At 67.8% G+C, this 23673-nt stretch carries 20 protein-coding genes and 1 tRNA gene; 11 read left to right on the top strand and 10 right to left on the bottom strand.

Features of this window, described 5'->3' with window-relative positions:
* Positions 1–448: 448 nt before the first annotated feature.
* From ATL42_RS05690 to ATL42_RS05680, 4 genes are all read right to left on the bottom strand, one after another.
* Complete coding sequence (locus tag ATL42_RS05690; protein WP_143556699.1) at positions 449–1033, bottom strand: hypothetical protein; 585 nt, start codon at positions 1031–1033, stop codon at positions 449–451.
* A gap of 200 nt (positions 1034–1233) precedes the next feature.
* The gene (locus tag ATL42_RS05685; protein ID WP_169925345.1) at positions 1234–1923 is read right to left on the bottom strand and encodes a site-specific integrase; all 690 of its coding nucleotides are present in this window, start codon (positions 1921–1923) and stop codon (positions 1234–1236) included.
* A complete protein-coding gene (locus tag ATL42_RS16380) occupies positions 1871–2443 on the bottom strand; it encodes a hypothetical protein (RefSeq protein WP_169925344.1) in 573 nt (190 codons plus the stop codon). The genes ATL42_RS05685 and ATL42_RS16380 overlap by 53 nt, the downstream gene beginning before the upstream one ends.
* A gap of 77 nt (positions 2444–2520) precedes the next feature.
* Positions 2521–2594: transfer RNA gene (locus ATL42_RS05680), tRNA-Leu, on the bottom strand.
* Between the two features lie 111 nt (positions 2595–2705).
* Between ATL42_RS05680 and ATL42_RS05675 the strand changes: the two genes are divergently transcribed.
* Together ATL42_RS05675 and ATL42_RS05670 are read left to right on the top strand one after the other, a co-directional pair.
* The gene (locus ATL42_RS05675; RefSeq protein WP_098454513.1) at positions 2706–3401 is read left to right on the top strand and encodes an ANTAR domain-containing response regulator; all 696 of its coding nucleotides are present in this window, start codon (positions 2706–2708) and stop codon (positions 3399–3401) included.
* 263 nt (positions 3402–3664) lie between these two features.
* A complete protein-coding gene (locus ATL42_RS05670) occupies positions 3665–4219 on the top strand; it encodes a GNAT family N-acetyltransferase (RefSeq protein ID WP_169925343.1) in 555 nt (184 codons plus the stop codon).
* On the opposite strand, the gene ATL42_RS05665 is transcribed toward ATL42_RS05670, so the two are convergent.
* A complete protein-coding gene (locus ATL42_RS05665) occupies positions 4190–4600 on the bottom strand; it encodes a hotdog fold thioesterase (protein ID WP_098454511.1) in 411 nt (136 codons plus the stop codon). The genes ATL42_RS05670 and ATL42_RS05665 overlap by 30 nt on opposite strands.
* On the opposite strand from ATL42_RS05665, the gene polA reads away from it, so the two are divergent.
* Positions 4599–7313: a DNA polymerase I gene (polA, locus tag ATL42_RS05660; RefSeq protein ID WP_098454510.1), complete on the top strand. Its 2715-nt coding sequence runs from the start codon at positions 4599–4601 to the stop codon at positions 7311–7313. The two genes, ATL42_RS05665 and polA, sit on opposite strands and share 2 nt — an antisense overlap.
* Positions 7314–7382: 69 nt before the next feature.
* Here polA and ATL42_RS05655 read toward each other — a convergent pair whose 3' ends face one another.
* Entirely contained in the window at positions 7383–8204 is an 822-nt protein-coding gene (locus ATL42_RS05655; protein WP_245862176.1) for a class I SAM-dependent methyltransferase, read from the bottom strand.
* Between the two features lie 199 nt (positions 8205–8403).
* Here ATL42_RS05655 and ATL42_RS05650 point away from each other — a divergent pair, with 199 nt between their 5' ends.
* Positions 8404–9429, top strand: coding sequence for a 6-phosphofructokinase (locus ATL42_RS05650; protein ID WP_098454509.1), 1026 nt, complete (start codon positions 8404–8406; stop codon positions 9427–9429).
* Between the two features lie 232 nt (positions 9430–9661).
* Entirely contained in the window at positions 9662–11173 is a 1512-nt protein-coding gene (rpsA, locus tag ATL42_RS05645; RefSeq protein WP_098454508.1) for a 30S ribosomal protein S1, read from the top strand.
* Between the two features lie 116 nt (positions 11174–11289).
* Here the strand turns inward: rpsA and ATL42_RS05640 are convergent, their stop codons facing one another.
* Positions 11290–13209, bottom strand: coding sequence for an ABC transporter ATP-binding protein (locus ATL42_RS05640; RefSeq protein ID WP_098454507.1), 1920 nt, complete (start codon positions 13207–13209; stop codon positions 11290–11292).
* 173 nt (positions 13210–13382) lie between these two features.
* Between ATL42_RS05640 and ATL42_RS05635 the strand changes: the two genes are divergently transcribed.
* From ATL42_RS05635 to ATL42_RS16915, 4 genes are all read left to right on the top strand, one after another.
* Positions 13383–13862 (top strand): MarR family winged helix-turn-helix transcriptional regulator, encoded by a 480-nt coding sequence (locus ATL42_RS05635; RefSeq protein ID WP_098454506.1) that lies wholly within the window; start codon positions 13383–13385, stop codon positions 13860–13862.
* Positions 13863–13928: 66 nt separating this feature from the next.
* Positions 13929–14546, top strand: a complete 618-nt coding sequence (gene coaE, locus ATL42_RS05630; protein ID WP_098454505.1) for a dephospho-CoA kinase — start codon at positions 13929–13931, stop codon at positions 14544–14546.
* Between the two features lie 69 nt (positions 14547–14615).
* Positions 14616–16715, top strand: a complete 2100-nt coding sequence (gene uvrB / locus ATL42_RS05625; protein WP_098454504.1) for an excinuclease ABC subunit UvrB — start codon at positions 14616–14618, stop codon at positions 16713–16715.
* 13 nt (positions 16716–16728) lie between these two features.
* Positions 16729–16968 carry a VOC family protein gene (locus ATL42_RS16915; RefSeq protein WP_169925342.1) on the top strand — a complete coding sequence of 80 codons (240 nt, stop codon included), beginning with the start codon at positions 16729–16731 and terminating at the stop codon, positions 16966–16968.
* Here the strand turns inward: ATL42_RS16915 and ATL42_RS05615 are convergent.
* Complete coding sequence (locus ATL42_RS05615) at positions 16949–17233, bottom strand: YciI family protein (protein WP_098454503.1); 285 nt, start codon at positions 17231–17233, stop codon at positions 16949–16951. The two genes, ATL42_RS16915 and ATL42_RS05615, sit on opposite strands and share 20 nt — an antisense overlap.
* Positions 17234–17262: 29 nt before the next feature.
* On the opposite strand from ATL42_RS05615, the gene ATL42_RS05610 reads away from it, so the two are divergent.
* Positions 17263–17997, top strand: coding sequence for a Type 1 glutamine amidotransferase-like domain-containing protein (locus ATL42_RS05610; RefSeq protein WP_245862173.1), 735 nt, complete (start codon positions 17263–17265; stop codon positions 17995–17997).
* 17 nt (positions 17998–18014) lie between these two features.
* Here ATL42_RS05610 and ATL42_RS05605 read toward each other — a convergent pair whose 3' ends face one another.
* Positions 18015–18704, bottom strand: coding sequence for an MBL fold metallo-hydrolase (locus tag ATL42_RS05605; RefSeq protein WP_098454501.1), 690 nt, complete (start codon positions 18702–18704; stop codon positions 18015–18017).
* Positions 18701–20617 (bottom strand): glycoside hydrolase family 15 protein, encoded by a 1917-nt coding sequence (locus tag ATL42_RS05600; protein ID WP_098454500.1) that lies wholly within the window; start codon positions 20615–20617, stop codon positions 18701–18703. Before ATL42_RS05600 ends, ATL42_RS05605 begins: the two co-directional genes overlap by 4 nt.
* Before the next feature lie 96 nt (positions 20618–20713).
* Here ATL42_RS05600 and uvrA point away from each other — a divergent pair, with 96 nt between their 5' ends.
* A complete protein-coding gene (gene uvrA / locus ATL42_RS05595) occupies positions 20714–23656 on the top strand; it encodes an excinuclease ABC subunit UvrA (RefSeq protein ID WP_098454499.1) in 2943 nt (980 codons plus the stop codon).
* Positions 23657–23673: the final 17 nt, after the last annotated feature.

Genomic DNA, 23673 nt, shown 5'->3' with positions numbered 1-23673 from the left:
ACTTGCATCAGTAGGAACTGAGCCATTCTCAGCCACGCTCAGCATCCGGCCGCACCCTGGTGGTAGCTGGTTGGGGCAGGCCGAGGTCGGGCACGAGGCGGCAAGTTGTCTGCTTCAGGGGCGTTCATCGGAACGCAGTGGGCGTCGCCGGATCCCCGCGTGACGCGGGCCGACGACGCAGCCGCCCATCGCCGCCGCAGCCACCTCCGCAGCACTGAGTTGTTGCGCAGGCATCAGATTGCTGTACCTCGCGTGAGTCGTGGCATACCTCTCGTGCCCTAACCGCCGGGACAGCGTGAACTTGTCCATCTCTTCGGCCAGCATCCAGCGCGCGTAGTTGTGACGCAGGTCGTGGATCTATGGCCGTTTCATCAGGCGTCGCGCGTCGGGGTCCGGTGTGCCGTCGGCTCGGCTGCGCGGGACGGCGCACAGCGCCGGGAGTGCAGAGTTAGCCCAGGCCGGGCTCGCCCCAGATCCCTCCGCCCGGGGGTGTGGGGCACACGGCAGACGCGGTGAGAGCCGCGATCTCGGCTCGCACTGCGACGCCATCGGCTGTCTTCATGATCGTGTAGACGATTCCTTCTTGCGCGTCCGGTGCGGGGATGTAGCCGACAGTCGTTGTAGTGATCGTCTGATCGTCAGGCACTGGCGCTAAAGCGGTCGTGATGAGGTCCGCGGTCGGGTTCTCCATCAGCCAGTTGGCGGTCTTGCTGACGGTCGCACCAGGGATCGTCCAGAATGCTTCGAGTTCCTCGACCGGCCCGCACGGCCAGCCCTGGTAGGAGGTAAAAGCGGCGACGCTCGGATCGGAATGGATCGCGCCGGACGGGAGAGTGGCCGCTTCCATCCAGGCCTGGGCTTGCTCAAGTGCTGCTGTATCCGTGCCGCCTGTGCTCGAGGCTGGTTCACCGCTCACGGCGGGACCGCCGACGCTGGGGGGTGCTACCCCGCTGCCGGCACCGGCGGTGGCACAGCCGGTCAGGGCGAGGGCGACGAGCAACGCACCTACGACCAGTTCTGAGCGATTTCGCATGCTGCGACGCTAGCGGCTCACCGCAGCTGAGGGTGTAGTGAGGAGCGGCGTGTCGCTCGACGGGTAGTGGTCGAGATTTTCCGAGGATGGGAGTTCGTACACTGCTCATCCCGGAAGACCTCGACGTGCTTGACGCTAACTTCGCGTGCCCGGACCTGGCCACCGCTCTGCCGACAGCACGATCATCTATTGCCACGACATCAAAACGCGGAAGGCGTCGCTACTTCTCCGCGTGGCGACGGCCGCGGACGCAGCCGTCCCATCGCCGCCGTGGCCACCTCGGCGGCCTGGAGGTGCTGGGCAGGCATCAGGTGGCTGCATCGCGAGTCCGTCGTCGCAGAGGTCTCGTGCCCCAACCTCCGGGACAGCGTGAACATGTCCATCCCTTCTGCCAACTTCCAGCTCGCGTGGGTGTGCCGCAGGTCGTGGATCCGCGGACGCTTCATCAGCCGTCGCGCGTCGGGGTCCGGCAAGCCGTCCGCGTCGACCGGGTTCTGTGCCTTGGTGATCGCCGGCGTCCAGTTGGTGGCCCAGAAGGTGTTGTTGCGGATCGGGCGCCTGGCGACGTTGACGAACACGAGATCCGTCCCGTTCTTGTCCGTGGTGATGTCTCGGAGCATCTCGGCGAGATCGGGGGACAGGGAGATGGTCCGCCGTGACAGGGCCGACTTCGGTGCGTCGATGAACGGTTGCCGGTCGCCGTCCTGCTTCCAGGCCTTGTTGATGCGGATGGTGGGTGGGCGAGCGTCGAGGGAGAGGTCCCCAACCTGGAGCGCGGTCGCCACGCCGAATCGCAGGCCGGTTCCGACGAGGGTGATGATGAACGGCCGGTAGTGCTCAAGCAGGTTGTCCAGGATGAGGTCGAGGTCCTTCGGCTCCAGGACGACCATGTCGTCGCCTGCCTGCTGGCTGCGGGGGAGTCGCACGGCTGCGCAGGGGTTGTCCGTCCGGTAGCCGAGGCCGACGGCGGTGTTCATGGCCGCGGAGAGCAGCCCGTGGATGTTTGCGATCGACTTGTTCGAGAGTCCTTTGTTCTGACAGGTCGCGGATCCACAGCGTCACCTGATGCCACGTGAGCGCCTTGACCGGCAGGGCGCCGAGATGCAGGTTGATGTGGTCGCGACCTCGGTACCGGTACCCGCTGCGGGTGTCTTCTCCGACACGGTTGAGCAGCTCGATGTGTTCGCGCACTGCGTCCTCGACCGTCGGGCCGCCCTGGCGGATCGCGTTGGCGACCTCGATCGCGAGGGTGAGCCGTTGCCCGCTGCCGTCGAGCAGCTTTATGGTCTGCTCGGCCTGGCGCCGATCGTCGAATGTCATCGACTGCCGGCCGGGCTGTGTGGGGTCGCGCCACGTGACGCGGTAGGCGACGTTGCCATCCCCGCGAAGGCGCTTTTCGATGCTGGCCATGAGCCCGTCGTGCATCTCATGGGGACAGATTTGTCCCCACGTGGGGACAAAACTTGTGTTTGCGCAGTTCAGAAGGGTGCCCCGGGTGGGATTCGAACCCACACTGGATCGGGTTTGAGCCGAACGCCTCTGCCGGTTGGGCTACCGGGGCTTGTAGCTGGCATGTGTGCTCGATAATGAAACCACATGCGCGGGTGCCTGCGTGCACAGGTCGTCGGCTCTCGGCTCGTCGGTGCGCCCGCTGAGGGTGGCACGCACTACGATGTCCGGTGTGACGGACAATGATTCGACCCCAGGTATGGTTCCCCCGCTCGACCTCCCTCCTCTGCTGAAGCCGGAGACCGCGGAGGTCAGCGTCGAGGAAGAAGCCCCAGCCGAGCGTGGTCCGCGAGCGCGGACCGCGGTCGTCGCTGAAGACGAGGCGCTCATCCGCATGGATGTCGTCGAGACGCTCCGCGAGGCCGGGTACGAGGTCGTCGGCGAGGCCGGTGACGGCGAGACCGCGGTCCGTCTGGTCCTTGAGCTGCGCCCAGACGTCGTCGTCATGGATGTCAAGATGCCCGAGCTGGACGGGATCTCTGCCGCTGAGCGGATCGGCAAGGCGCACGCCGCGCCTGTCGTGCTCCTCACGGCCTTCTCGCAGACGGAGCTCGTCGAGCGTGCTCGCGATGCTGGCGCGATGGCCTACGTGGTGAAGCCGTTCAGCCCGGCAGACCTTCTTCCTGCGGTCGAGATCGCGATCTCGCGGTACTCGCAGATCAGTGCGCTCGAGGCCGAGGTAGCAGATCTTGCGGAACGCTTCGAGACGCGTAAGCGTGTCGACCGGGCCAAGGGCCTGCTCATGACGAAGATGGGTCTGAGCGAGCCTGACTCGTTCCGTTGGATCCAGAAGACCTCGATGGACCGCAGGCTCACGATGCGTGAGGTCGCGGACGCTGTCATCGAGCAGGTCGGCTGACGATCGTCGGTCGCCTTGCACTGCGGGGCCCTCAGGTTTGTGATGTGGTGTTGACATGCTTGCCGCACCAGCGTGCAGGCGCATCGGTCCGCTGGTGGGCCGGAATTCCGGGCTAGACGACGAAGGGATCTCCTGTGCGAGCGCTGGTTGACGTGCGACCCGCGGTACCGTCGGACCTACCTCTTCTCGCGAAGCTGGCGGTCGCTGCTCGTCACGAGTCCGCGACGGGAGCACAGCTCTGCGCAGCAGACGAGGAACGTCTGGTGAAGCAGCTTGCAGCCCTCACCGCGGTGCCCGGGGGAGCGATCCGCGTCGCGGTCCACGAAGACGAGCCGGTGGGCTTCCTCTTGGTCCGGGTCCTTGAGCCGAACGTGTTCAGCGACGAGCGTTCCGTGTACATCGAGGCGCTCTATGTGGCTGAGCACTTCCGTCGCCGTGGCGCGGGGCATGCCCTGCTCACTGCCGCTGGAGACCTCGCCGACTCGGTCGGAGCCCTGGACGTGTACTCGGTGCCGTTGCCCGGGTCTCGCGGTGTGCAGCGATTCTTGGCGCGGCTGGGCTTTGCGCCTGCGGCAGGTCACCGCACGGTCCCGACGGCGGTCCTCCAGCGCAAGCTTGTTGCTGAGAACGGTGGGAGCCGCCGCCAGGTCCGGGGGATCGAGGATCTCATCGCCCGCCGTCGCAAGGCGCGGATCGAGACCAACAGCGGCCCGGTCGACCTGCGGGCCTTCCAAGCGAGCCTCGTGGTCCCGCAAGAGACGCCGCCGGCGACCCCGGTCGCGCCGTCGTCACTGGGGAGCGAGCACCAGGCAGGTTAGCCGCGCGGTGCACACGCGCCGACCGTCGGCCGTCTCGATGACGATCTCGTAGCTGGCGGTCGTCCGCCCTCGGTGGACAGGTGTGGCCACCCCTGTGACGACCCCGTCCCGGGGGCCGTGGTGGTGGGTCGCGTTGACCTCGATGCCGACCACCGAGCGGCCTTCGCCGGCGTGCAGCTGCGCAGCGAACGATCCGAGAGTCTCTGCGAGGACGACGCTCGCCCCGCCGTGGAGGAGCCCCGCAGGCTGCGTGTTCCCGGCGACGGGCATCGTCCCGACGACCTTGTCGGCGCTGGCGGAGACGAGCGTGATACCCATGCGTTCGATGAGGGTGCCTGCCGACAAGGCGGTCAGGTGCTCGGTGATGTTCATGTCTGTCATGGACGATAGGTTGGCAGACGTGACCGACACCGCGCGACCCAGACTCCTGCTGATCGATGGCCACTCGATGGCCTACAGGGCGTTCTTCGCCTTGCCCGTCGACAAGTTCTCGACCTCGACCGGGCAGCACACGAATGCCGTCCACGGCTTCGTCTCCATGCTCGCCAACCTCATCCGTGACGAGCGACCGACACATGTCGCGGTCGCGTTCGACGCTGGGAGCACGACGTTCCGCACCGAGCAGTTCCCGCAGTACAAGGGCACGCGGGACGCGACGCCGGAGCCGTTCAAGGGCCAGGTGCCGCTCATCAAGGAAGTCCTCGAGTCGATGCGGATCATGCATCTCGAGAAGGACCGCTTCGAGGCCGACGACATCCTGGCGACCTTGTCCTCACAGGCAGACGGTCTCGGCATGGAGGTGCTGGTGTGCTCCGGGGACCGTGACTCGTTGCAGTTCGTCAACGAGAACGTCACTGTCCTCTACCCCGTCAAGGGCGTCTCTGAGCTCGCACGTATGACCCCCGTGGCGGTGCAGACGAAGTACGGGGTCGAGCCAGGGCAGTACCCAGACCTGGCCGCGCTCGTGGGCGAGACCAGCGACAACATCCCAGGAGTCCCTGGCGTCGGGCCGAAGACGGCCGCGAAGTGGATCAACCAGTTCGGTGGCCTCGAGCAGATCCTCGAGCATGCAGACGAGATCACCGGCAAAGCGGGGGAGTCGCTGCGTGCCCACCTCGAGCAGGTGCGGCTCAACCGCGTGCTCAACCACCTTCTGCTCGACGTCGATCTGCCCCTCGGGCCGGACGACCTGCGGGCACAGCCATGGGACCGCGAAGACATGCACCGTGTGTTCGACGCGCTGGAGTTCCGGGCGCTCCGTGAGCGGCTCTTCGCCATGATGCCGGCAGAGGACAGCGGCGACGAGCCCGGAGGCGCTCCGACGTTCGAGGTCGCCGTCGCGGACCTCACGACCGACGGGCTCTCGGGGTGGCTGACCGCCCGCGAGGGACGTTCGCTCGGCCTCGAGGTCGCGGGCAAGCACACTCCCGCCGCCGGTGACGCGTGGATGGTGGCGATCGCCGACGACGCGGGCGACGCGGCGGTCCTCGACCTCGCCGACCTGCCTGCACGTGACGACGAGGCGCTGCGTGCCTGGCTGCAGGACCCCGCGGCGCCCAAGGTCCTCCACGGGGCCAAGGGAGCATGGCACGCGCTGGCAGGACGCGACTACGTGCTCGACGGCGTCGTCTTCGACACAGAGCTCGCCTCCTACCTGTGTCACCCGGACCAGCGCACCTACGACCTGGGTGAGCTGACGATCCGGCACCTGCACCGCGAGCTGCGGGTCGAGGAACCAGAGACAGGCGACCAGGGTGCGTTCGACCTCTCCCTGGACGGCAACGGCGAAGCGCAGCGGCTCGCGGTCCGTGCCGCAGCGCTCGTCCAGCTCGCAGAGGTCCTCGCCGGTGATCTACGGGACCGGGGCGCTTCGGACCTGCTCACCGACCTCGAGCTGCCGCTCGGCACCGTCCTCGCCCAGATCGAGCGTCGCGGCATCGCCATGGACGCCGACTACCTCCGTGAGCTCGAGCGCCACTTCGGCGAGGTCGTCTCCGCCGCAGCGACCGAGGCCTACGCCGTCATCGGTCGCGAGGTGAACCTCGGCTCGCCTAAGCAGCTGCAAGAGGTCCTCTTCGACCAGCTGGCGATGCCCAAGACGAAGAAGATCAAGACGGGCTTCACCACCGACGCCGCAGCGCTCGCTGACCTGTTCGCCAAGACGGAGCACCCGTTCCTCGAGCACCTGCTGGCGCACCGCGACGCGACGCGGCTGCGGCAGACCGTCGAGGGGCTCCTCAAGTCTGTCGCCGAGGACGGCCGCATCCACACGACGTTCCAGCAGACGATCGCGGCGACCGGCAGGCTCAGCTCGACCGAGCCGAACCTGCAGAACATCCCCATCCGGACGGAGGCCGGCCGGCGGATCCGTCGCGCGTTCGTCGTGGGCGACGGGTACGAGACCCTGCTCACCGCTGACTACAGCCAGATCGAGATGCGGATCATGGCGCACCTCTCCGGCGACGAGGGCCTCATCGAGGCGTTCCGGACGGGCGAAGACCTGCACAGCTATGTCGGGTCTCGGGTCTTCGGTGTGCCGACGAGCGAGGTCACGGCTGCCATGCGGTCAAAGATCAAGGCGATGTCGTACGGCCTCGCCTACGGGCTCTCGCCCTTCGGTCTCTCGAAGCAGCTGAACATCGAGGTCAGCGAGGCCGCGACGCTCATGGAGGACTACTTCTCACGGTTCGGCGGGGTCCGGACGTATCTCCTGGGAGTCGTCGCCGAAGCCCGCAGCATCGGCTACACCGCGACGATCATGGGCCGTCGGCGCTACCTGCCTGACCTGACGAGCGACAACCGACAGCGCCGCGACATGGCCGAGCGGATGGCGCTCAACGCCCCGATCCAGGGCAGCGCAGCCGACATCATCAAGGTCGCGATGCTCGGTGTCGAGAAGGAGATCGCTGCACGAGGTCTGCGCTCGCGACTGCTCCTCCAGGTGCACGACGAGCTTGTCCTCGAGGTCGGTCCCGGCGAGCGCACCGAGCTCGAAGCCCTCGTGCGTGAGCAGATGGCCGGAGCCGCTGACCTCTCGGTCCCGCTGGACGTCTCAGTGGGTGTCGGCACGAGCTGGCACGACGCCGGCCACTGATCGTCATGACCGTCCGCGGGCGCTACGGAGCCTGAGAGGGGACGTGTCGTGCCCCTCTCGGCGGTCCTCTCAGCGGTGGGCCGCCGGCTTGTCAGCGACGAAGATGGCGGTGCCTGGAAGGCGCTCGCCGCGGGTGCGGCTCCAGCCTCCCCAGGTCTCGGTGGTCGTGCCTGGCCACTCGGGCTCGATGACGTCCATGAGGACGAACCCGGCCGAGCTCACCTCGCGGACGTGGTCGCCGAGCGTCCGGTGGTACTCGGCGTAGGTGATCGTCCCGTGCTCGTCGCGCTCCACGTAGGGGCGGCGGTCGAAGTAGGAACGGGTGGCGGTCAGGCCCCGGGCGGTGGGGTCGTCGGGGAACGCCCACCGGACCGGGTGCGTCACGGAGAAGGCCCACCGCCCACCTGGTCGCAGCACCCGGTAGACCTCGTCGTGGACGGCCGCAGCGTCCGGGACGAAGGGGAGCGCCCCGTACGAGGTGAAGGCTGCGTCGAACGACCCTGAGGCGAACGGCAGGGCACGGGCGTCTGCTTGGGCGATCGGGACCTGCGTGCCAGAGCGTGCGTCGAGACGTCGGCTCGCGGCGAGCATCCCTGCAGAGACGTCCGTCGCGACGACGCGCGCGCCACGCTGGACCAGCCAGCGCGCGCACTGGGCGGCGCCGCTGCCGATCTCGAGGACTGCCCGGCCAGCGAGGTCAGCCTCAGGACCGAGGACGTGGAGCTCGGACTCGCGGAGCCCTTCGGGGCACCAGCAGAAGTCGGTGTCTCCGAGGAACGCACCGTGGTCGTCGAGGTACTCCGAGGCGTTCGCGTCCCACCATCCCCGACCAGCCTTGCCCCCGAGGTCGTCCGGGACGCTCTGGTAGCCGGCTCGCTGCGAGTCTGTCACCTGGACAGTCTCCTCTATCTGCCGGGGCACGACGAGCGTGGTGGAAGGCAGCCGGGTGAGATCCACGATGCCGTCCCACGATGGGACCTATGACACAGACGACTCTCCTGACGTGGGTAGGGTTGTACCGCCAGCCCGGTCGTTCGCAGGTGGGCACCGGGTCTGCTGGCCCACGACACATCTTCTTGAGGGAGCTCGAATGCGTATCGGTCTGCTCACAGGCGGCGGAGACTGCCCCGGACTGAACGCCGCGATCCGTGCGGTGGTCAAGCAGGGGCTCGGTGAGTACGGGCACACCATCATCGGCTTCCGCAACGGGTGGAAGGGCGTCGTCGACGGCGACGTCATGCCGATGTCCCGCGAGAACATCCGCAACGTCCTGCCTCAGGGAGGGACGATGCTCGGCACAGCCCGGTACCACCCGCACTCGGCTGACGGCGGCATGGACGCAGTCATGGCCACGCTCGAGGCCGAGCGTATCGAGGCGCTCATCTGCATCGGTGGCGACGGCACCCTCAACGCCGCGAGCAAGGTCGCTGACGAGGGCATCAAGATCGTCGCGATCCCCAAGACGATCGACAACGACGTCGAGGGCACGGACCTGTCGATCGGGTTCCACACCGCGGTGAACATCGCGACCGAGGCGATCGACCGCATCCACACGACGGCCGAGAGCCACAACCGTGTCATGGTGGTCGAGGTCATGGGTCGCCATGCCGGCTGGATCGCTGTGAACGCAGGCATCGCCGGCGGCGCCGAGATCGTGCTCGCACCTGAGGAACCGTTCGACATGGACCGGATCACCAAGTTCCTCAAGCACCGTCACCGCGCCCACGCCAACTTCTCGATCGTGGTCGTGGCAGAGGGAGCCCTCCCGCGGGAGGGAAGCTCGATGCAGTACGAGGCGCAGGTCGGCAAGTTCGGCGAGATCATCGCCGGAGCGATCGGCGAGCGTGTCGCGAACGAGATCGCGACGCGCACGGGCTTCGACACCCGCCTGACGATCCTCGGTCACGTCCAGCGTGGCGGGACACCTACGCCGACGGACCGGATCCTCGGCAGCCGCTTCGGGGTGGCTGCTGTCGACGCTGTCTCCCACGGGGAGACGAACGTCATGACGGCGCTGCGCAACGACGAGGTCGTGCTCGTCCCGCTCGAAGAGATCGCCGGCAAGGTCAAGCACGTGCCGTCCGATCTGCTCCGCGTGGCTCGGGTGCTCGCCTGACACGCCCCTCCGGCCTTTGACCTTGCTACTGAACCGCCGGTAGGGTGTCAAGCGGCCCACTACGGTTGCGTGCTCGAGGAGGATCTCGTCGCGTGCAGCCTGGCGTGCAGATCATGGCGCGTCGTGCGACGGCAGAGGTCCACCGATCTCCTGCTAGCGGACGACCACCCGTGACCACCAGCACCATCCCTATCCGTCACTACTTCCTGTCCGCATCGGAGCACCTGACTCAATGACCATCTCTACCCCCGCGAAGTCTGCCCCGCAGGTCGCCATCAACGACATCGGCACTGCAGAAGACTTCCTCGCCGCCATCGACGCCACCATCAAGTACTTCAACGACGGTGACATTGTCGAAGGCATCATCGTCAAGGTCGACCGCGACGAGGTCCTCCTCGACATCGGTTACAAGACCGAAGGCGTCATCCCTTCCCGCGAGCTGTCCATCAAGCACGACGTGGACCCCGGTGAGGTTGTCAAGGTCGGCGACGCCGTCGAGGCTCTTGTTCTCCAGAAGGAGGACAAGGAAGGCCGGCTCATCCTCTCCAAGAAGCGCGCACAGTACGAGCGCGCCTGGGGCACGATCGAGAAGATCAAGGAAGAAGACGGTGTCGTCACCGGAACCGTCATCGAGGTCGTCAAGGGTGGACTCATCCTCGACATCGGCCTCCGTGGCTTCCTTCCTGCCTCGCTCGTCGAGATGCGTCGTGTCCGCGACCTCCAGCCGTACGTCGGCAAGGAGATCGAGGCCAAGATCATCGAGCTCGACAAGAACCGCAACAACGTGGTCCTGTCGCGCCGTGCCTGGCTCGAGCAGACGCAGTCCGAGGTGCGCTCCACCTTCCTGCAGACGCTGCAGAAGGGCCAGGTCCGTCCCGGTGTCGTGTCCTCGATCGTCAACTTCGGTGCGTTCGTCGACCTCGGCGGCGTCGACGGTCTCGTCCACGTCTCCGAGCTCTCGTGGAAGCACATCGACCACCCGGGTGAGGTTGTCGAGGTCGGCCAGGAGGTCACCGTCGAGGTTCTCGACGTCGACTTCGACCGGGAGCGCGTGTCGCTCTCGCTCAAGGCCACGCAGGAAGACCCGTGGCAGACCTTCGCCCGGACGCACGCCATTGGTCAGGTCGTGCCTGGAAAGGTCACCAAGCTCGTCCCGTTCGGTGCGTTCGTCCGCGTCGAGGACGGCATCGAGGGCCTCGTGCACATCTCCGAGCTCGCTGTGCGTCACGTCGAGCTGCCTGAGCAGGTCGTCAACGTGGGCGACGACGTCTTCGTCAAGGTCATCGACATCGACCTCGAGCGTCGCCGGATCTCGCTGTCGCTCAAGCAGGCCAACGAGGGAGTCGACGCCGACAGCGAAGACTTCGATCCCGCTCTGTACGGCATGACGGCGGAGTACGACGAGGCCGGGAACTACAAGTACCCGGAAGGCTTCGACTCCGAGACGCAGGAGTGGCTCGAAGGCTTCGAGGCACAGCGCGAGGTCTGGGAAGCTCAGTACGCCAAGGCGCACGAGCGCTGGGAAGCGCACCGCAAGCAGGTCTCGGAGGCTGTCAAGGCCGACGCGGACGCTGCCGAGTCGGGTGAGTCGGACTCCGGTTCGAGCTCCTCCAGCTCGTCGTCCTCCTCCAGCTCCTCCTCGTCCTACTCCTCGGCTCCGGCCGTCGAGTCGACGTCCGGTGGCGGCACGCTCGCCTCGGACGAGGCGCTCGCCGCGCTTCGTGAGAAGCTCACGGGAAACTGATTTCTCAGAGCCGTAGGCTCTGACAGATCGCACGACGAAGGGCCGGTCACCTCCACGAGGTGACCGGCCCTTCGTCGTGCAGTGAACCGGAGGACTCGGCAGACCGAGCGGGAGGCTCAGGTCTCGAGAACGTCCGCGGCCGCTGCGTCGTTCTGTGCAAACTGCTTGTGGTAGAGCTCGGCGTAGAGGCCACCGCCGTCGAGAAGCTCGGTGTGCGTCCCGAGCGCGACGACCTCCCCGGCATCGAGGACGGCGATCCGGTCAGCATGGCGGATCGTGGACAACCGGTGCGCGATGACGATCGAGGTCCGGCCCTGGAGCGCAGCGGCCAGGGCGCGCTGCACCGCGGCCTCGGACTCGGAGTCGAGGTGAGCGGTCGCCTCGTCGAGCACGACGATCGCTGGTGCCTTGAGCAAGAGCCGTGCGATAGCGAGGCGCTGACGCTCGCCACCTGAGAGCCGGTACCCACGATCACCGACGACGGTGTCGATCCCCGACGGGAGAGCAGCGACGAGGTCCCAGACGTGCGCGGCCCGCAGCGCGTCCTCGATCTGCTCGTCGGTGGCATCCTGACGCGCATAGCGCAGGTTGTTCGCGATCGTGTCGTGGTACATGTGCGAGTCCTGCGGCACCGTCCCGATGGTCGCCCGCAGCGACTCGAGCGTGACGTCGCGGACGTCGAGCCCAGCGACCTGCACGGTGCCGGACGTCGCGTCGTACATCCGGGTGACGAGCTGGGAGAGCGTCGTCTTCCCTGCGCCGGACGGGCCCACGACAGCGAGCATCTCGCCTGCGGCGAGCGTGAGGCTGACGTCGCGCAGCGTGTCGGTCGCGGGGTCGTTGGTGAGCGTCGCGACCGACTCGAGCGATGCGAGGGAGACCTCTGCCGCTGTCGGGTAGCGGAACGTCACGTGGTCGAGCTCGACGCTCGCGCCCTGCGTCGCGACAGCGTCGCGAAGATCGACTGCGTCTGGTCGGTCGGTGACGGTCGGGGGAAGGTCGAGGACCTCGAGGACACGCTCGAAGCTGACGAGCGCCGTCATGACGTCGACCTGCACGTTCGACAGTGCAGTGAGCGGTCCGTAGAGCCTGCCCAGGTACGCAGCCAACGCCACGACGACGCCGACGGTGAGGGAACCGGTGATCGCCATGAGACCGCCGGCGCCGTAGACGACCGCGACAGCGACCGCGGCCACCGTCGTGAGGCCGATCCGGAAGATGGTCGCGTACATCGCCTGCTTGATGCCGATGTCTCGGACGCGGGTCGCGGCGGCTGCGTACAGACGAGACTCTTCGGCCGGTCGGCCGTAGGTCTTCGCCAGGTGCGCGCCGGCGACGTTGAAGCGCTCGTTCATGATCTGTGCGGTGTCCGCGTTGATGGCGTAGCTCTCCCGCGTGATCTTCGCGAGGCGGGGCCCGATCCAGCGGGCAGGGAAGATGAAGGCGGGGAGCAGCACGAGCGAGAGCAACGTCAGCTGCCAGGACATCGTGAGCATGGCCGCGAGGACGAAGATCACCGTGAGGCTGTTGCTGAAGACGTTGGATAGCGTCGACGTGAATGCTTGCTGAGCGCCGAGGACGTCGCCGTTGAGGCGCTGGACGAGCGCGCCGGTCTTCGTCCGGCTGAAGAACGCTAGGGGCATCGCCTGCACGTGATCGAAGACCGCTGTGCGGAGATCGAGGATCAGCCCTTCGCCGATGTGGGAGGAGAACCATCGCTGGCCGAGCCCGAGGGCGCCGGACGCGAGGGCGAGGATGGCGACGAGGAGAGAGAGCCACAGCACGACGTCGCGTCGGCCGGGAGTGATGCCGTCGTCGATGATCGCCTTGAGGACGAGGGGGGTCGCGGCGCCGATCGCGGCGTCGAACGCGATGAGGACGAGGAACCACGTCAGCTGGCGGCGGTAGGGCCGCGCGAAGACGAGGATGCGTCTGAAGGTCCCGTCGGCGAGGACGTGGTCTTTGACGCTGGCGTCCTGTCGGAACGAGCGGAGCCCTCCGCCTCCGCCGCCTCCGGGCTGCTGGGACAGGGACATGGGCGACCTCCAGGAGATGGGGCGTGGTGGGTGCGAGCCCGCCGGGAACTTGCTGAGTCTAACTCACTATCGACGGAGGGCCTCTGGACGATCGTCACCGGGACCTGACGGCGGAGGTGCTCTCGTCGGCTGTTCGCTCCATGAGGCCAACTTAGTGAGTTAGGCTCTCTTTCATGACGAGCGGGACGACACCAACGGACGACGCAGCACGTCAGGACACTGCGGGGAGCGAGTTCCTCGCGCTCGTCCATGCGTCCCTCCGGCGCGTCCGGCGCGACGCACAGCTCGAGCTCGAGCCCACCGGCACCACCCCGGGGCAGTACCGGCTGCTCCGCGTCCTGGCCCGAGCCGACGGGCCGCAACGGTTGTGCGACGTCGCGAGCGCGCTCGACGTGGTGCCTCGCTCGGTGACCTCCAAGGTCGAGCAGGCCCACGCCGCTGGGCTCGTCCGTCGGCTGCCGGACCCTGTCGACCGCCGCTCCACCCGCGTCGAGCTGACCGACGCAGGCCACGAGCTCCTCGCGACGGTCGGTCAGCACCGTCGGGAACGGGCCGACGACCTGCTCCACGAGCTGTCGAGCACAGACAGGTCTGAGCTCCTGAGGCTCTTGCGCCTCGTCGCGAACGATCCGGAGACGACCTCGGCGGGCTGACGCGTCCGCGCACGAGCCTTCTCCGTCTGCCTTGCCGGGGGATGAGGTCGGCGGCAGGATGGGGTGATGTTGCGCATCGGACTCACAGGAGGCATCGCGGCCGGCAAGTCGGTCGCTGCCCGACGCTTCGCCGAGCACGGAGCCGTCGTCATCGACCACGACCTGCTGGCACGGGAGGTCGTCGCGCCCGGCACGATCGGGCTCGAACGTGTCGTCGAGGTGTTCGGCGAGGGTGTGCTCGGCCCGGACGGGGCGCTGGACCGTGCCGCGCTCGGCCACATCGTCTTCGGGAACCACGAGGCACGTGCGCGGCTCAACGCGCTCGTCCATCCGGAGATCCACCGCCTGTCCGTCGAGCGCGAGGCCGCGGCCGGCGCGGCGGACCCTGGCGCGGTGGTCGTCCATGACATCCCGCTCCTCGTCGAGACCGGGCAGGAGGACGCGTTCCACATCCTCGTGGTCGTCGACACCCCGGCCGACCTGCGGATCCGACGCCTGGTCGAAGGACGAGGGCTCTCGCTCCCGGAGGCACGACAGCGGGTCGCGGCCCAGGCGGACGACGACGTCCGCCGCGCCGCCGCCGACATCGTGGTCTCGGGCGAGAGGGCCGAGGACGATCTTCTCGCAGCGATCGACGCCTTGTGGGCGCGGCTCCAGGACGAGGTCGCCGAAGAAGTCGTCTGACCCGACCAGATCGTCGGTCGACCGCCCGCACGCACGATGAATGTCAGCGTCTCGACGTACGGTTGATCCATGCGACCTGTCACCGATCTCCAGCGCTCCGTCGCCCCCTTCGAGGTGATCTCCGACTACACGCCCTCGGGCGACCAGCCGACGGCGATCGCACAGCTCACCGAGCGGATCCAGGCAGGGGAGAAGGACGTCGTCCTGCTCGGGGCGACCGGTACGGGAAAGTCCGCCACGACCGCGTGGCTCATCGAGAAGCTGCAGCGCCCGACCCTCGTCATGGCACCCAACAAGACGCTCGCGGCCCAGCTCGCGACAGAGTTCCGCGAGCTTCTGCCGAACAACGCCGTCGAGTACTTCGTGTCCTACTACGACTACTACCAGCCCGAGGCGTACATCGCGCAGACGGACACCTTCATCGAGAAGGACTCGTCGGTCAACGACGAGGTCGAGCGGCTGCGGCACTCGGCGACGAGCAACCTCCTCACCCGGCGCGATGTCGTCGTGGTCGCATCGGTGTCCTGCATCTACGGCCTCGGCACACCGCAGGAGTACGTGGACCGGATGGTCCGGCTGGACGTGGGCGACGTCGTCGAGCGCGACGACCTTCTCCGACAGTTCGTCGCGATGCAGTACACCCGCAACGACATGGCGTTCACCCGCGGGACCTTCCGTGTGCGCGGCGACACCGTCGAGATCATCCCGGTGTACGAGGAGCTGGCGATCCGGATCGAGTTCTTCGGGGACGAGATCGAGGCGATCCAGACCCTCCATCCGCTGACCGGCGACGTCGTGCACGCCGAGCAGTCGATCAACCTCTTCCCGGCCACCCACTACGTGGCAGGTCCGGAGCGCATGGAACGCGCGATCGGCTCGATCGAGACCGAGCTCGAGGCGCGGCTCGCCGAGCTCGATCGCCAGGGCAAGCTGCTCGAGGCCCAGCGCCTGCGCATGCGCACGACGTACGACATCGAGATGATGCGGCAGATCGGCTCGTGCTCAGGGATCGAGAACTACTCGCGACACATCGACGGACGTGAGCCCGGGACAGCCCCGCACACGCTCCTCGACTACTTCCCGGACGACTTCCTCCTCGTCATCGACGAGTCGCACGTCACCGTGCCCCAGATCGGTGCCATGTTCGAGGGGGACATGTCTCGTAAGCGCAACCTCGTCGACCACGGCTTCCGCCTGCCCAGCGCGATGGACAACCGTCCGCTGCGGTGGGAGGAGTTCGTCGAGCGCGTCGGCCAGACCGTCTATCTCTCCGCGACGCCCGGCAAGTACGAGCTGTCGATGTCTGACGGTTTTGTCGAGCAGATCATCCGGCCCACGGGTCTGGTCGACCCCCAGGTGATCATCAAGCCGACGACCGGACAGATCGACGACCTCCTCGAGGAGATCCGGCTCCGAGCAGAGCGCAACGAACGCGTCCTCGTCACGACGCTGACGAAGAAGATGGCGGAAGACCTCACCGACTACTTCCTCGACAAGAACGTGCGGGTGCGCTACCTCCACTCCGAGGTGGACACGCTGCGGCGCGTCGAGCTGCTGAGGGAGCTGCGGCTCGGAGAGTACGACGTCCTCGTCGGGATCAACCTCCTGCGTGAGGGGCTCGACCTTCCGGAGGTCTCCCTCGTCGCGATCCTCGATGCGGACAAGGAGGGGTTCCTGCGCTCGGCGACCTCGCTCATCCAGACGATCGGGCGCGCCGCCCGCAACGTCTCGGGGGAGGTGCACATGTATGCGGACAAGATCACTGCGGCCATGGCGCTCGCGCTCGAAGAGACAGATCGACGCCGGGAGAAGCAGGTCGCGTACAACCTCGAGCACGGGATCGACCCGACCCCGTTGCGCAAGAAGATCAGCGATGTCACGGACATGCTCGCTCGCGAGGAGATCGACACCCAGGAGCTCCTCAAGGGCGGATATCGCAACGCAGGCAAGGCGAAGGCACCCGTGCCTGGTGGTCCGAAGGCCGGAGCCAGCGGGCCGAACAAGCTCGCAGGCCTTGCGGGAGACGAGCTGGTCACTCTGATCCAGGAGCTGAGCGACCAGATGCACGGAGCCGCAGCCGAGCTCCAGTTCGAGCTCGCAGCGCGGCTCCGCGACGAGATCTCCGGGCTCAAGAAGGAGCTGCGGCAGATGCAGGCGGCGACAGCCTGACGTCGAGGGCACGATGAGGAGCGCCTACGAGGAGGCACGCGGCACGCCGCTGACGGACCAGGTGGAGTGGTTTGCCGCCGTCGACTCGGCAGGGCGTGGCCCCCGCCTGTACTTCCAGAAGGTCCCGGAGGGAAAGACAGCGAAGAACCGGGTGCACCTCGACATCAACGTGGGCGAGCAGGGGCCCAAGGACACGATCGTCGCGGCGTGCCGCGGGCGGATCGCGCGGTGCGTCAGCCGACGGAGCCGCTGACGATGGTCCACTCCGCCACGGCGCGCGCAGCGACGAGACCTTCGGTCGCGAACGGGTCTGAGTCGAGGATGGTGCCGGCGGCCTCGGCCGACGGCGCGTCGAGGACCAGGAGCGCCCCCTGCATGTCGCCGTCGGACACCGGGCCGGACGCGCGCAGGACCCCTGCGGCGAGCAGCCCGGAGAGGAACGCACGGTGGGCCGGGCGGTGAGTGTCCCGGTCGGCGGCGCGGTCGTCGTACACGTAGGTCACGGCAAAGGTCGTCATGGCGACATTCAAGCACTATGGTCGTCGGCATGTCTGAACCGACCATCCTCGCGACCTCGGGCGGGCTCGCCCCTGGGGTGCGCACACGTCTCGCCGTTGCCCCGCTCTTTCGCCACGCTGTCGACCTCGCAGGGGCTGACGGCACCCCTCGGGTGTGCCACGTCGGCACGGCCGGCGGCGACCAGGCGTGGTTCCGTGGTGAGCTCGACGAGGCCGGACGCGCGGCCGGGCTCGACCTCTCGCACCTCAACCTCTTCACGATGCCCAACGTCGACGACGTGATGGAGCACCTGCTCGCCCAGGACGTCGTGTGGGTCGGTGGAGGATCCGTCGCGAACCTGCTCGCGGTGTGGCGCGTGCACGGTCTCGACAGCATCATGCACACGGTCTGGGAGGCCGGAGTCGTCCTCAGCGGCGTGAGCGCAGGGTCGATCTGCTGGCACCTGGGAGGAACCACCGACTCGTTCGGTCCGGAGCTGCGAGCAGTCCACGACGGTCTCGGGCTCCTGCCGTACGCGAACGGTGTGCACTACGACTCGGAGCCTGGTCGTCGGCCGCTCATGCACTCGCTGGTCGGGAGCGGAGAGCTGCCGACCGCGTACTGCACGGACGACGGGGTCGGCCTGGTCTACCGAGGCACGACGATGGTCGAGGCGGTCACCGAGCAGCGCGGCAAGGGGGCGTACCTCCTGACCCGCGGCCCCGACGGGGAGAGCGTCGTCGAGGAGCGGATCGAGCCGCGCGTGCTCCCAGGCGCTCGATAGCAGCTGGCAGGAGCCTGTCACCATCCTCGGGCGCGCCACTCGTCGAGGTGGGGACGCTCGGCCCCGAGCGTCGTGCCGGCCCCGTGGCCGGGGTAGACCTGCGTGTCGTCGCGGTAGCGGTCGAAGACGCGTTCGGTGACGTCGTCGATGAGCTGGACGAACCGGTCGTGGTCGCCCCGCGTGCTGCCGACACCGCCGGGGAAGAGCGAGTCTCCGGTGAAGACGTGCGCACGCCCGGGAACCGCTCCCGCGGCCTGGACGCTCGACGGTTCTGTGTACACCAGGGAGACCGAGCCCGGGGTGTGCCCGCGCAGCGCGACGACGTCGAAGGTGACACGACCGACGTCGATCGTGTCCCCGTGGCGCAGGAGGCGTCCGGTGGGGACCGGGATCTCGGCCGCGTCGTCCGCTCCGGCCGCGGTGGTGCTGGACGTCGCACCGACGACCGTGGCGAGCGCCCCGTGGTGGTCACGGTGGCTGTGCGTCGTGACGACGAGGTCGAGGCGGCCGGTGCCTTCGTGGATCAGTCCCATGAGCCGGTCGGCGTCGTCGGCCGCGTCGACGAGTAGCTGGTGCCCGGTGCCGCGGCAGGTCAAGAGATAGGCGTTGTTGCTCATCGGCCCGACGCACGCCGTGCGGATCTCCAGATCGTCGAGGACCGTCAGGTCGGTCGGTCCTGCCGTGTCGGTGTCTCGTGGCGTGCTCATCGGTTCTCCTGTGCTGCGGCGGATGCGGCGGATGCGGCGCGCGAGCGCACGGCACGATCGATGCTGTGGACGGCTCGGACCAGACCGAGGTGCGAGAACGCCTGGGGGAAGTTTCCGGCCATGCGCTCGTGGTGGGTGTCGTACTGCTCGGCCATGAGGCCGACGTCGTTGGCGGAGGCCACGGCGGTGTCCATGAGGGTGGTCGCCTCCTCGATCTCACCCATCCGGGCGAGTGCGTCGACGAGCCAGAACGTGCACACGAGGAACGGGGCCTCGTGCCCTTCCAGGCCGTCGTCGGAGTCGGTGGTCGAGTAGCGGCGGACGAAGCCGCTGTCGTCGGAGAGGGCCTGCTGGATCGTGCGCACGGTGCTGACGAAGCGTTCGTCGGTCGGGTCGATGAAACCGACCTGGGCCATCTGGAGGAGTGCAGCGTCGGTGTGCGTGGCGCCGTAGTACTGCACGAAGGTGCCGAGGTCGGGGTCCCATCCTCGGTCGAGCACCTGGTCGCGGATCGTGTCCTTGACGGCGCGCCAGCGCTCGACCGGGCCGTCGTGCCCGTGGATCTCGACGGCGCGCACGGCGCGGTCGAGCGCCGCCCAGCTCATGACGCGCGAGTGGACGAAGTCTCGTTCAGGTCCTCGGACCTCCCAGATGCCGCGGTCGGGTGTGTCCCAGTGCGTGATGAGGTCGTCGACGAGCACCCGTTGGAGCGCCCAGCTGTCGTGATCGTGGGGCATCCCTGCTTCGCGGGTCATCTCGAGGGCGCTCATGACTTCGCCGAGCACGTCGTTCTGCACCTGGTGGACCGCACCGTTGCCGATCCGGACGGGCCGGGAGCCGGCATACCCGGGCAGGTGGTCGAGCTCGCGCTCCGGCAGGTCGCGGCTGCCGTCGACGCTGTACATGATCTGGAGGTCTTCCGGGCTGCCTGCGACGGCGCGCAAGAGCCAGTTCTGCCAGGAGGCGCTCTCGGTGCGGTAGCCCGACTCGATGAGGGCCTCGAGCGTCATGGCTGCGTCACGCAACCAGCAGAACCGGTAGTCCCAGTTGCGTCCTCCACCGAAGTCCTCGGGCAGGGACGTCGTCGCGGCGGCGACGATCCCGCCGGTCGTCGAGCTCGTGAGCAGGCGCAGGACGAGGAGCGAGCGCACGAGGGCGTCGCGGTAACGACCGTTGTATCCGCAGTGTCCGGACCAGTCTTCCCACCAGCGGACGGTCTCGGTGATCCGGTCCGCGATCGAGAGGTGCGCGGGTGGCGGCGTCCACGAGGCGCTCCAGGTGCACGACAACGAGATGACCTCGCCGGCAGAGGCGGAGAACACGTCCCGGTGCCGGTGGTCGCTCGCGACCGGGAGGCGGTCGCCGCGCAGGAGCATCGAGTCCGGACCAGCGATCGCACGGATCCCGGGGCTGCCGCCGGTGTCGCCGGTGCCGTCGACGCGGTGCACCCACGGGACGAGGGCGCCGTATCCGAAGCGGACGATCCACTCGTGCTCGATCGTCACGGTCCCGGAGAGCACCTCGACGCGTCGGACGAGGTCGGCTCGCCCGTCGCAGACGGGCATCGCGTCGATGATCCGCGCCACCCCGCTCGCGCTCGTGTACGTCGTCTCGAGGACGAACGAGTCACCGACGTACCGGCGCTCGACCGTGTGCGCGTCGGGGACCGTGAGCAGCCACCGGCCGTGCTCGGGCGTGCCCAGCAGCGCGGCGAAGCTCGCGGGAGAGTCGAAGTGCGGGAGGCACAGCCAGTCGACGGAGCCTCGGCGGCTGACGAGGGCGCACGACTGACCGTCGCCGAGCACGGCGTACTCGGCGATCGGTGTGGTTCCGTCGTCGACTGAGGGGATCGTGGTGGTGTGCTCGGGGTTGGGGGTCGCCCGAGCGAGGGCGTCGGGTGGGGCCGTGTTCATCTGACGATTGTGCTGTCTCCGGCCGTAGGAAGCACGGCGGGAGGCTGTCGTTCGAACAAGTGTGCGGGCTCGAGGGGTTCCCCGTACGATAGACCGGTGAGTGAACGCCTCGTCGTCCAAGGTGCCCGTGAGCACAACCTCCGCAACGTCGACCTCGACCTTCCGAGGGACAAGCTGATCGTCTTCACCGGTCTCTCCGGTTCAGGCAAGTCCTCCTTGGCCTTCGACACCATCTTCGCTGAAGGGCAGCGGCGTTACGTGGAGTCGCTCTCCGCCTACGCGCGGCAGTTCCTCGGGCAGATGGACAAGCCTGACGTCGACTTCATCGAAGGCCTGTCGCCGGCGGTGTCGATCGACCAGAAGTCGACGAACCGCAACCCGCGCTCGACCGTCGGCACCATCACCGAGGTGTACGACTACCTCCGCCTGCTCTTCGCGCGCGCCGGGACGCAGCATTGCCCTCAGTGCGGCGAGCGAGTGACGGCCCAGACGCCCCAGCAGATCGTCGATCGTCTCCTCGAGCTCCCGGAAGGCACCCGGTACCAGGTCCTTGCACCGGTGGTGCGCGGACGCAAGGGCGAGTACACGGACCTCTTCAAGGAGCTCCAGGCCAAGGGGTTCTCCCGCGCACGGGTCGACGGCGAGGTCGTCCAGCTCACCGAGCCGCCGACGCTCGAGAAGAAGCTCAAGCACACGATCGAGGTCGTCATCGACCGGCTCGTCGCGCGCGAGGGCGTGCAGCGGCGGCTCACCGACTCTGTCGAGACAGCCCTCGGGCTCGCCGGGGGTCTCGTGATCGTCGAGATGGTCGACGCGCCGGCAGACGACCCGGAGCGGGAGCGCAAGTTCTCCGAGCACCGCGCCTGCCCGAACGACCACGTGCTCAGCCTCGACGAGATCGAGCCACGGACGTTCTCCTTCAACGCCCCGTACGGTGCGTGCCCCGAGTGCTCAGGCATCGGGGTTCGTCTCGAGGTCGATCCAGACCTCATCGTCCCGGACGAGGACAAGACCCTCGCCGAGGGCGCGATCGCTCCCTGGAACCAGGGGTCCTCCGAGTACTTCGCACGCGTGCTCGGCGCGCTCGCGAAGGATCTCGAGTTCTCGATGGACACGCCGTGGCGCGCTCTGCCCGAGCGCGCGCGGAACGCGGTGCTGTACGGACAGGACCATGAGGTCCAGGTGAAGTACAAGAACCGCTGGGGCCGCGAGCGTCAGTACTCGACCGGGTTCGAGGGGGCCATCACGTTCCTGCACCGCAGGCACGCCGAGACCGAGTCAGACTGGTCGAAGGAGAAGTACGAGGCCTACATGCGTGAGGTCCCGTGCCCGGTCTGCGACGGCACCCGGCTCAAGCCGGAGGTCCTCGCCGTCCTCGTCGGCGGACGCTCGATCGCCGAGGTGTGCGCGCTGCCGCTGCGCGAGTGCCGTGACTTCCTCGACCAGCTCGAGCTCGGTGTCCGGGAGCGGGCGATCGCGACGCAGGTGCTCAAGGAGATCCAGGACCGTCTCGGCTTCTTGCTCGACGTCGGTCTCGACTACCTCTCGCTCATGCGTCCTGCCGGAACTCTCTCCGGAGGCGAGGCGCAGCGCATCCGCCTCGCGACGCAGATCGGATCTGGTCTCGTAGGAGTGCTGTACGTCCTCGACGAGCCCAGCATCGGCCTGCACCAGAGAGACAACCGTCGGCTCATCGACACGCTCACCCGGCTCCGCGACCTCGGGAACACGCTCATCGTCGTCGAGCACGACGAGGACACCATCCGGGCAGCCGACTGGGTGGTCGACATCGGCCCGGGTGCGGGCGAGCACGGTGGCCGCGTGGTTCACTCTGGAGACTATGCGGGGCTCCTCACGGCTCCCGAGTCGGTGACCGGGGCGTACCTCGCTGGACGACGCTCGATCCCCATGCCTCTCGAGCGTCGGGCGACCGACCCGAGCCGTGCGGTCAAGGTCGTCGGTGCGCGAGAGCACAACCTCGACGGCATCGACGTGTCCTTCCCGCTGGGTGTGCTCACAGCGGTCACCGGTGTGTCCGGCTCGGGGAAGTCGACGCTGGTCAACTCGATCCTCTATACGGTCTTGGCGAACGAGCTCAACGGAGCACGCCAGGTGGCCGGACGGCACAAGCGCGTCCTCGGCCTCGAGCACCTCGACAAGGTGGTGCACGTCGACCAGGGCCCGATCGGGCGGACCCCGCGCTCGAACCCGGCGACCTACACCGGAGTGTGGGACCACGTGCGTCGGCTCTTCGCCGAGACCACCGAAGCGAAGGTCCGCGGATACCTCCCCGGGCGGTTCTCGTTCAACGTCAAGGGCGGCCGCTGCGAGGCGTGCTCCGGCGACGGCACGATCAAGATCGAGATGAACTTCCTCCCGGACGTCTACGTCCCGTGCGAGGTGTGCCACGGCGCTCGCTACAACCGAGAGACGCTCGAGGTCCACTTCAAGGGCAAGACCGTCGCGGACGTCCTCGACATGCCGATCGAGGAGGCCTCGGAGTTCTTCTCCGCGGTGCCGGGGATCTCACGGCACCTCAAGACGCTCGTCGACGTGGGGCTCGGCTACGTCCGCCTCGGTCAGTCCGCCCCCACGCTCTCAGGAGGCGAGGCGCAGCGCGTCAAGCTGGCCAGCGAGCTGCAGAAGCGCTCGACCGGTCGAACGATCTACGTGCTCGACGAGCCGACGACAGGCCTGCACTTCGAAGACATCCGCAAGCTCTTGGCAGTTCTGCAGTCTCTTGTCGACAAGGGCAACTCGGTGCTCGTCATCGAGCACAACCTCGATGTCATCAAGAATGCTGACTGGGTCATCGACATGGGACCGGAGGGTGGTTCTGGAGGTGGGCTCGTCGTCGCCGAGGGCACGCCCGAGCACGTCGCCAACGTCCCCGCCAGCCACACCGGCAGGTTCCTCGCGGAGACGCTCAAGGCGCACCCCCCGGCACGCGTCGCCGCGCTCGTGAAGAGCCCTGCTGCGCCAGCCAAGGCCGTGGCGAAGAAGAAGACGTCGCGCTCGCGGGCACAGCTCGCGACGTAGCACCGTGGACGGTCGCT

It is taken from the genome of Sanguibacter antarcticus (assembly GCF_002564005.1).
GTDB lineage: Bacteria > Actinomycetota > Actinomycetes > Actinomycetales > Cellulomonadaceae > Sanguibacter > Sanguibacter antarcticus.
Note: the sequence above shows the minus strand (reverse complement) of the source record. Positions and strands in the feature narration are given on the sequence as shown.

Excerpts from the sequence above, each read along its gene's own strand:
- ATL42_RS05690 (WP_143556699.1), bottom strand. The coding sequence starts at position 1,033 with ATGCGAAATCGCTCAGAACTGGTCGTAGGTGCGTTGCTCGTCGCCCTC.
- ATL42_RS05685 (WP_169925345.1), bottom strand. The coding sequence starts at position 1,923 with ATGGTCGTCCTGGAGCCGAAGGACCTCGACCTCATCCTGGACAACCTG.
- ATL42_RS16380 (WP_169925344.1), bottom strand. The coding sequence starts at position 2,443 with ATGGCCAGCATCGAAAAGCGCCTTCGCGGGGATGGCAACGTCGCCTAC.
- ATL42_RS05675 (WP_098454513.1), top strand. The coding sequence starts at position 2,706 with ATGTCCGGTGTGACGGACAATGATTCGACCCCAGGTATGGTTCCCCCG.
- polA (WP_098454510.1), top strand. The coding sequence starts at position 4,599 with ATGGACGATAGGTTGGCAGACGTGACCGACACCGCGCGACCCAGACTC.
- ATL42_RS05665 (WP_098454511.1), bottom strand. The coding sequence starts at position 4,600 with ATGACAGACATGAACATCACCGAGCACCTGACCGCCTTGTCGGCAGGC.
- ATL42_RS05650 (WP_098454509.1), top strand. The coding sequence starts at position 8,404 with ATGCGTATCGGTCTGCTCACAGGCGGCGGAGACTGCCCCGGACTGAAC.
- rpsA (WP_098454508.1), top strand. The coding sequence starts at position 9,662 with ATGACCATCTCTACCCCCGCGAAGTCTGCCCCGCAGGTCGCCATCAAC.
- ATL42_RS05640 (WP_098454507.1), bottom strand. The coding sequence starts at position 13,209 with ATGTCCCTGTCCCAGCAGCCCGGAGGCGGCGGAGGCGGAGGGCTCCGC.
- ATL42_RS05635 (WP_098454506.1), top strand. The coding sequence starts at position 13,383 with ATGACGAGCGGGACGACACCAACGGACGACGCAGCACGTCAGGACACT.
- coaE (WP_098454505.1), top strand. The coding sequence starts at position 13,929 with ATGTTGCGCATCGGACTCACAGGAGGCATCGCGGCCGGCAAGTCGGTC.
- uvrB (WP_098454504.1), top strand. The coding sequence starts at position 14,616 with ATGCGACCTGTCACCGATCTCCAGCGCTCCGTCGCCCCCTTCGAGGTG.
- ATL42_RS16915 (WP_169925342.1), top strand. The coding sequence starts at position 16,729 with ATGAGGAGCGCCTACGAGGAGGCACGCGGCACGCCGCTGACGGACCAG.
- ATL42_RS05615 (WP_098454503.1), bottom strand. The coding sequence starts at position 17,233 with ATGACGACCTTTGCCGTGACCTACGTGTACGACGACCGCGCCGCCGAC.
- ATL42_RS05610 (WP_245862173.1), top strand. The coding sequence starts at position 17,263 with ATGTCTGAACCGACCATCCTCGCGACCTCGGGCGGGCTCGCCCCTGGG.
- ATL42_RS05605 (WP_098454501.1), bottom strand. The coding sequence starts at position 18,704 with ATGAGCACGCCACGAGACACCGACACGGCAGGACCGACCGACCTGACG.
- ATL42_RS05600 (WP_098454500.1), bottom strand. The coding sequence starts at position 20,617 with ATGAACACGGCCCCACCCGACGCCCTCGCTCGGGCGACCCCCAACCCC.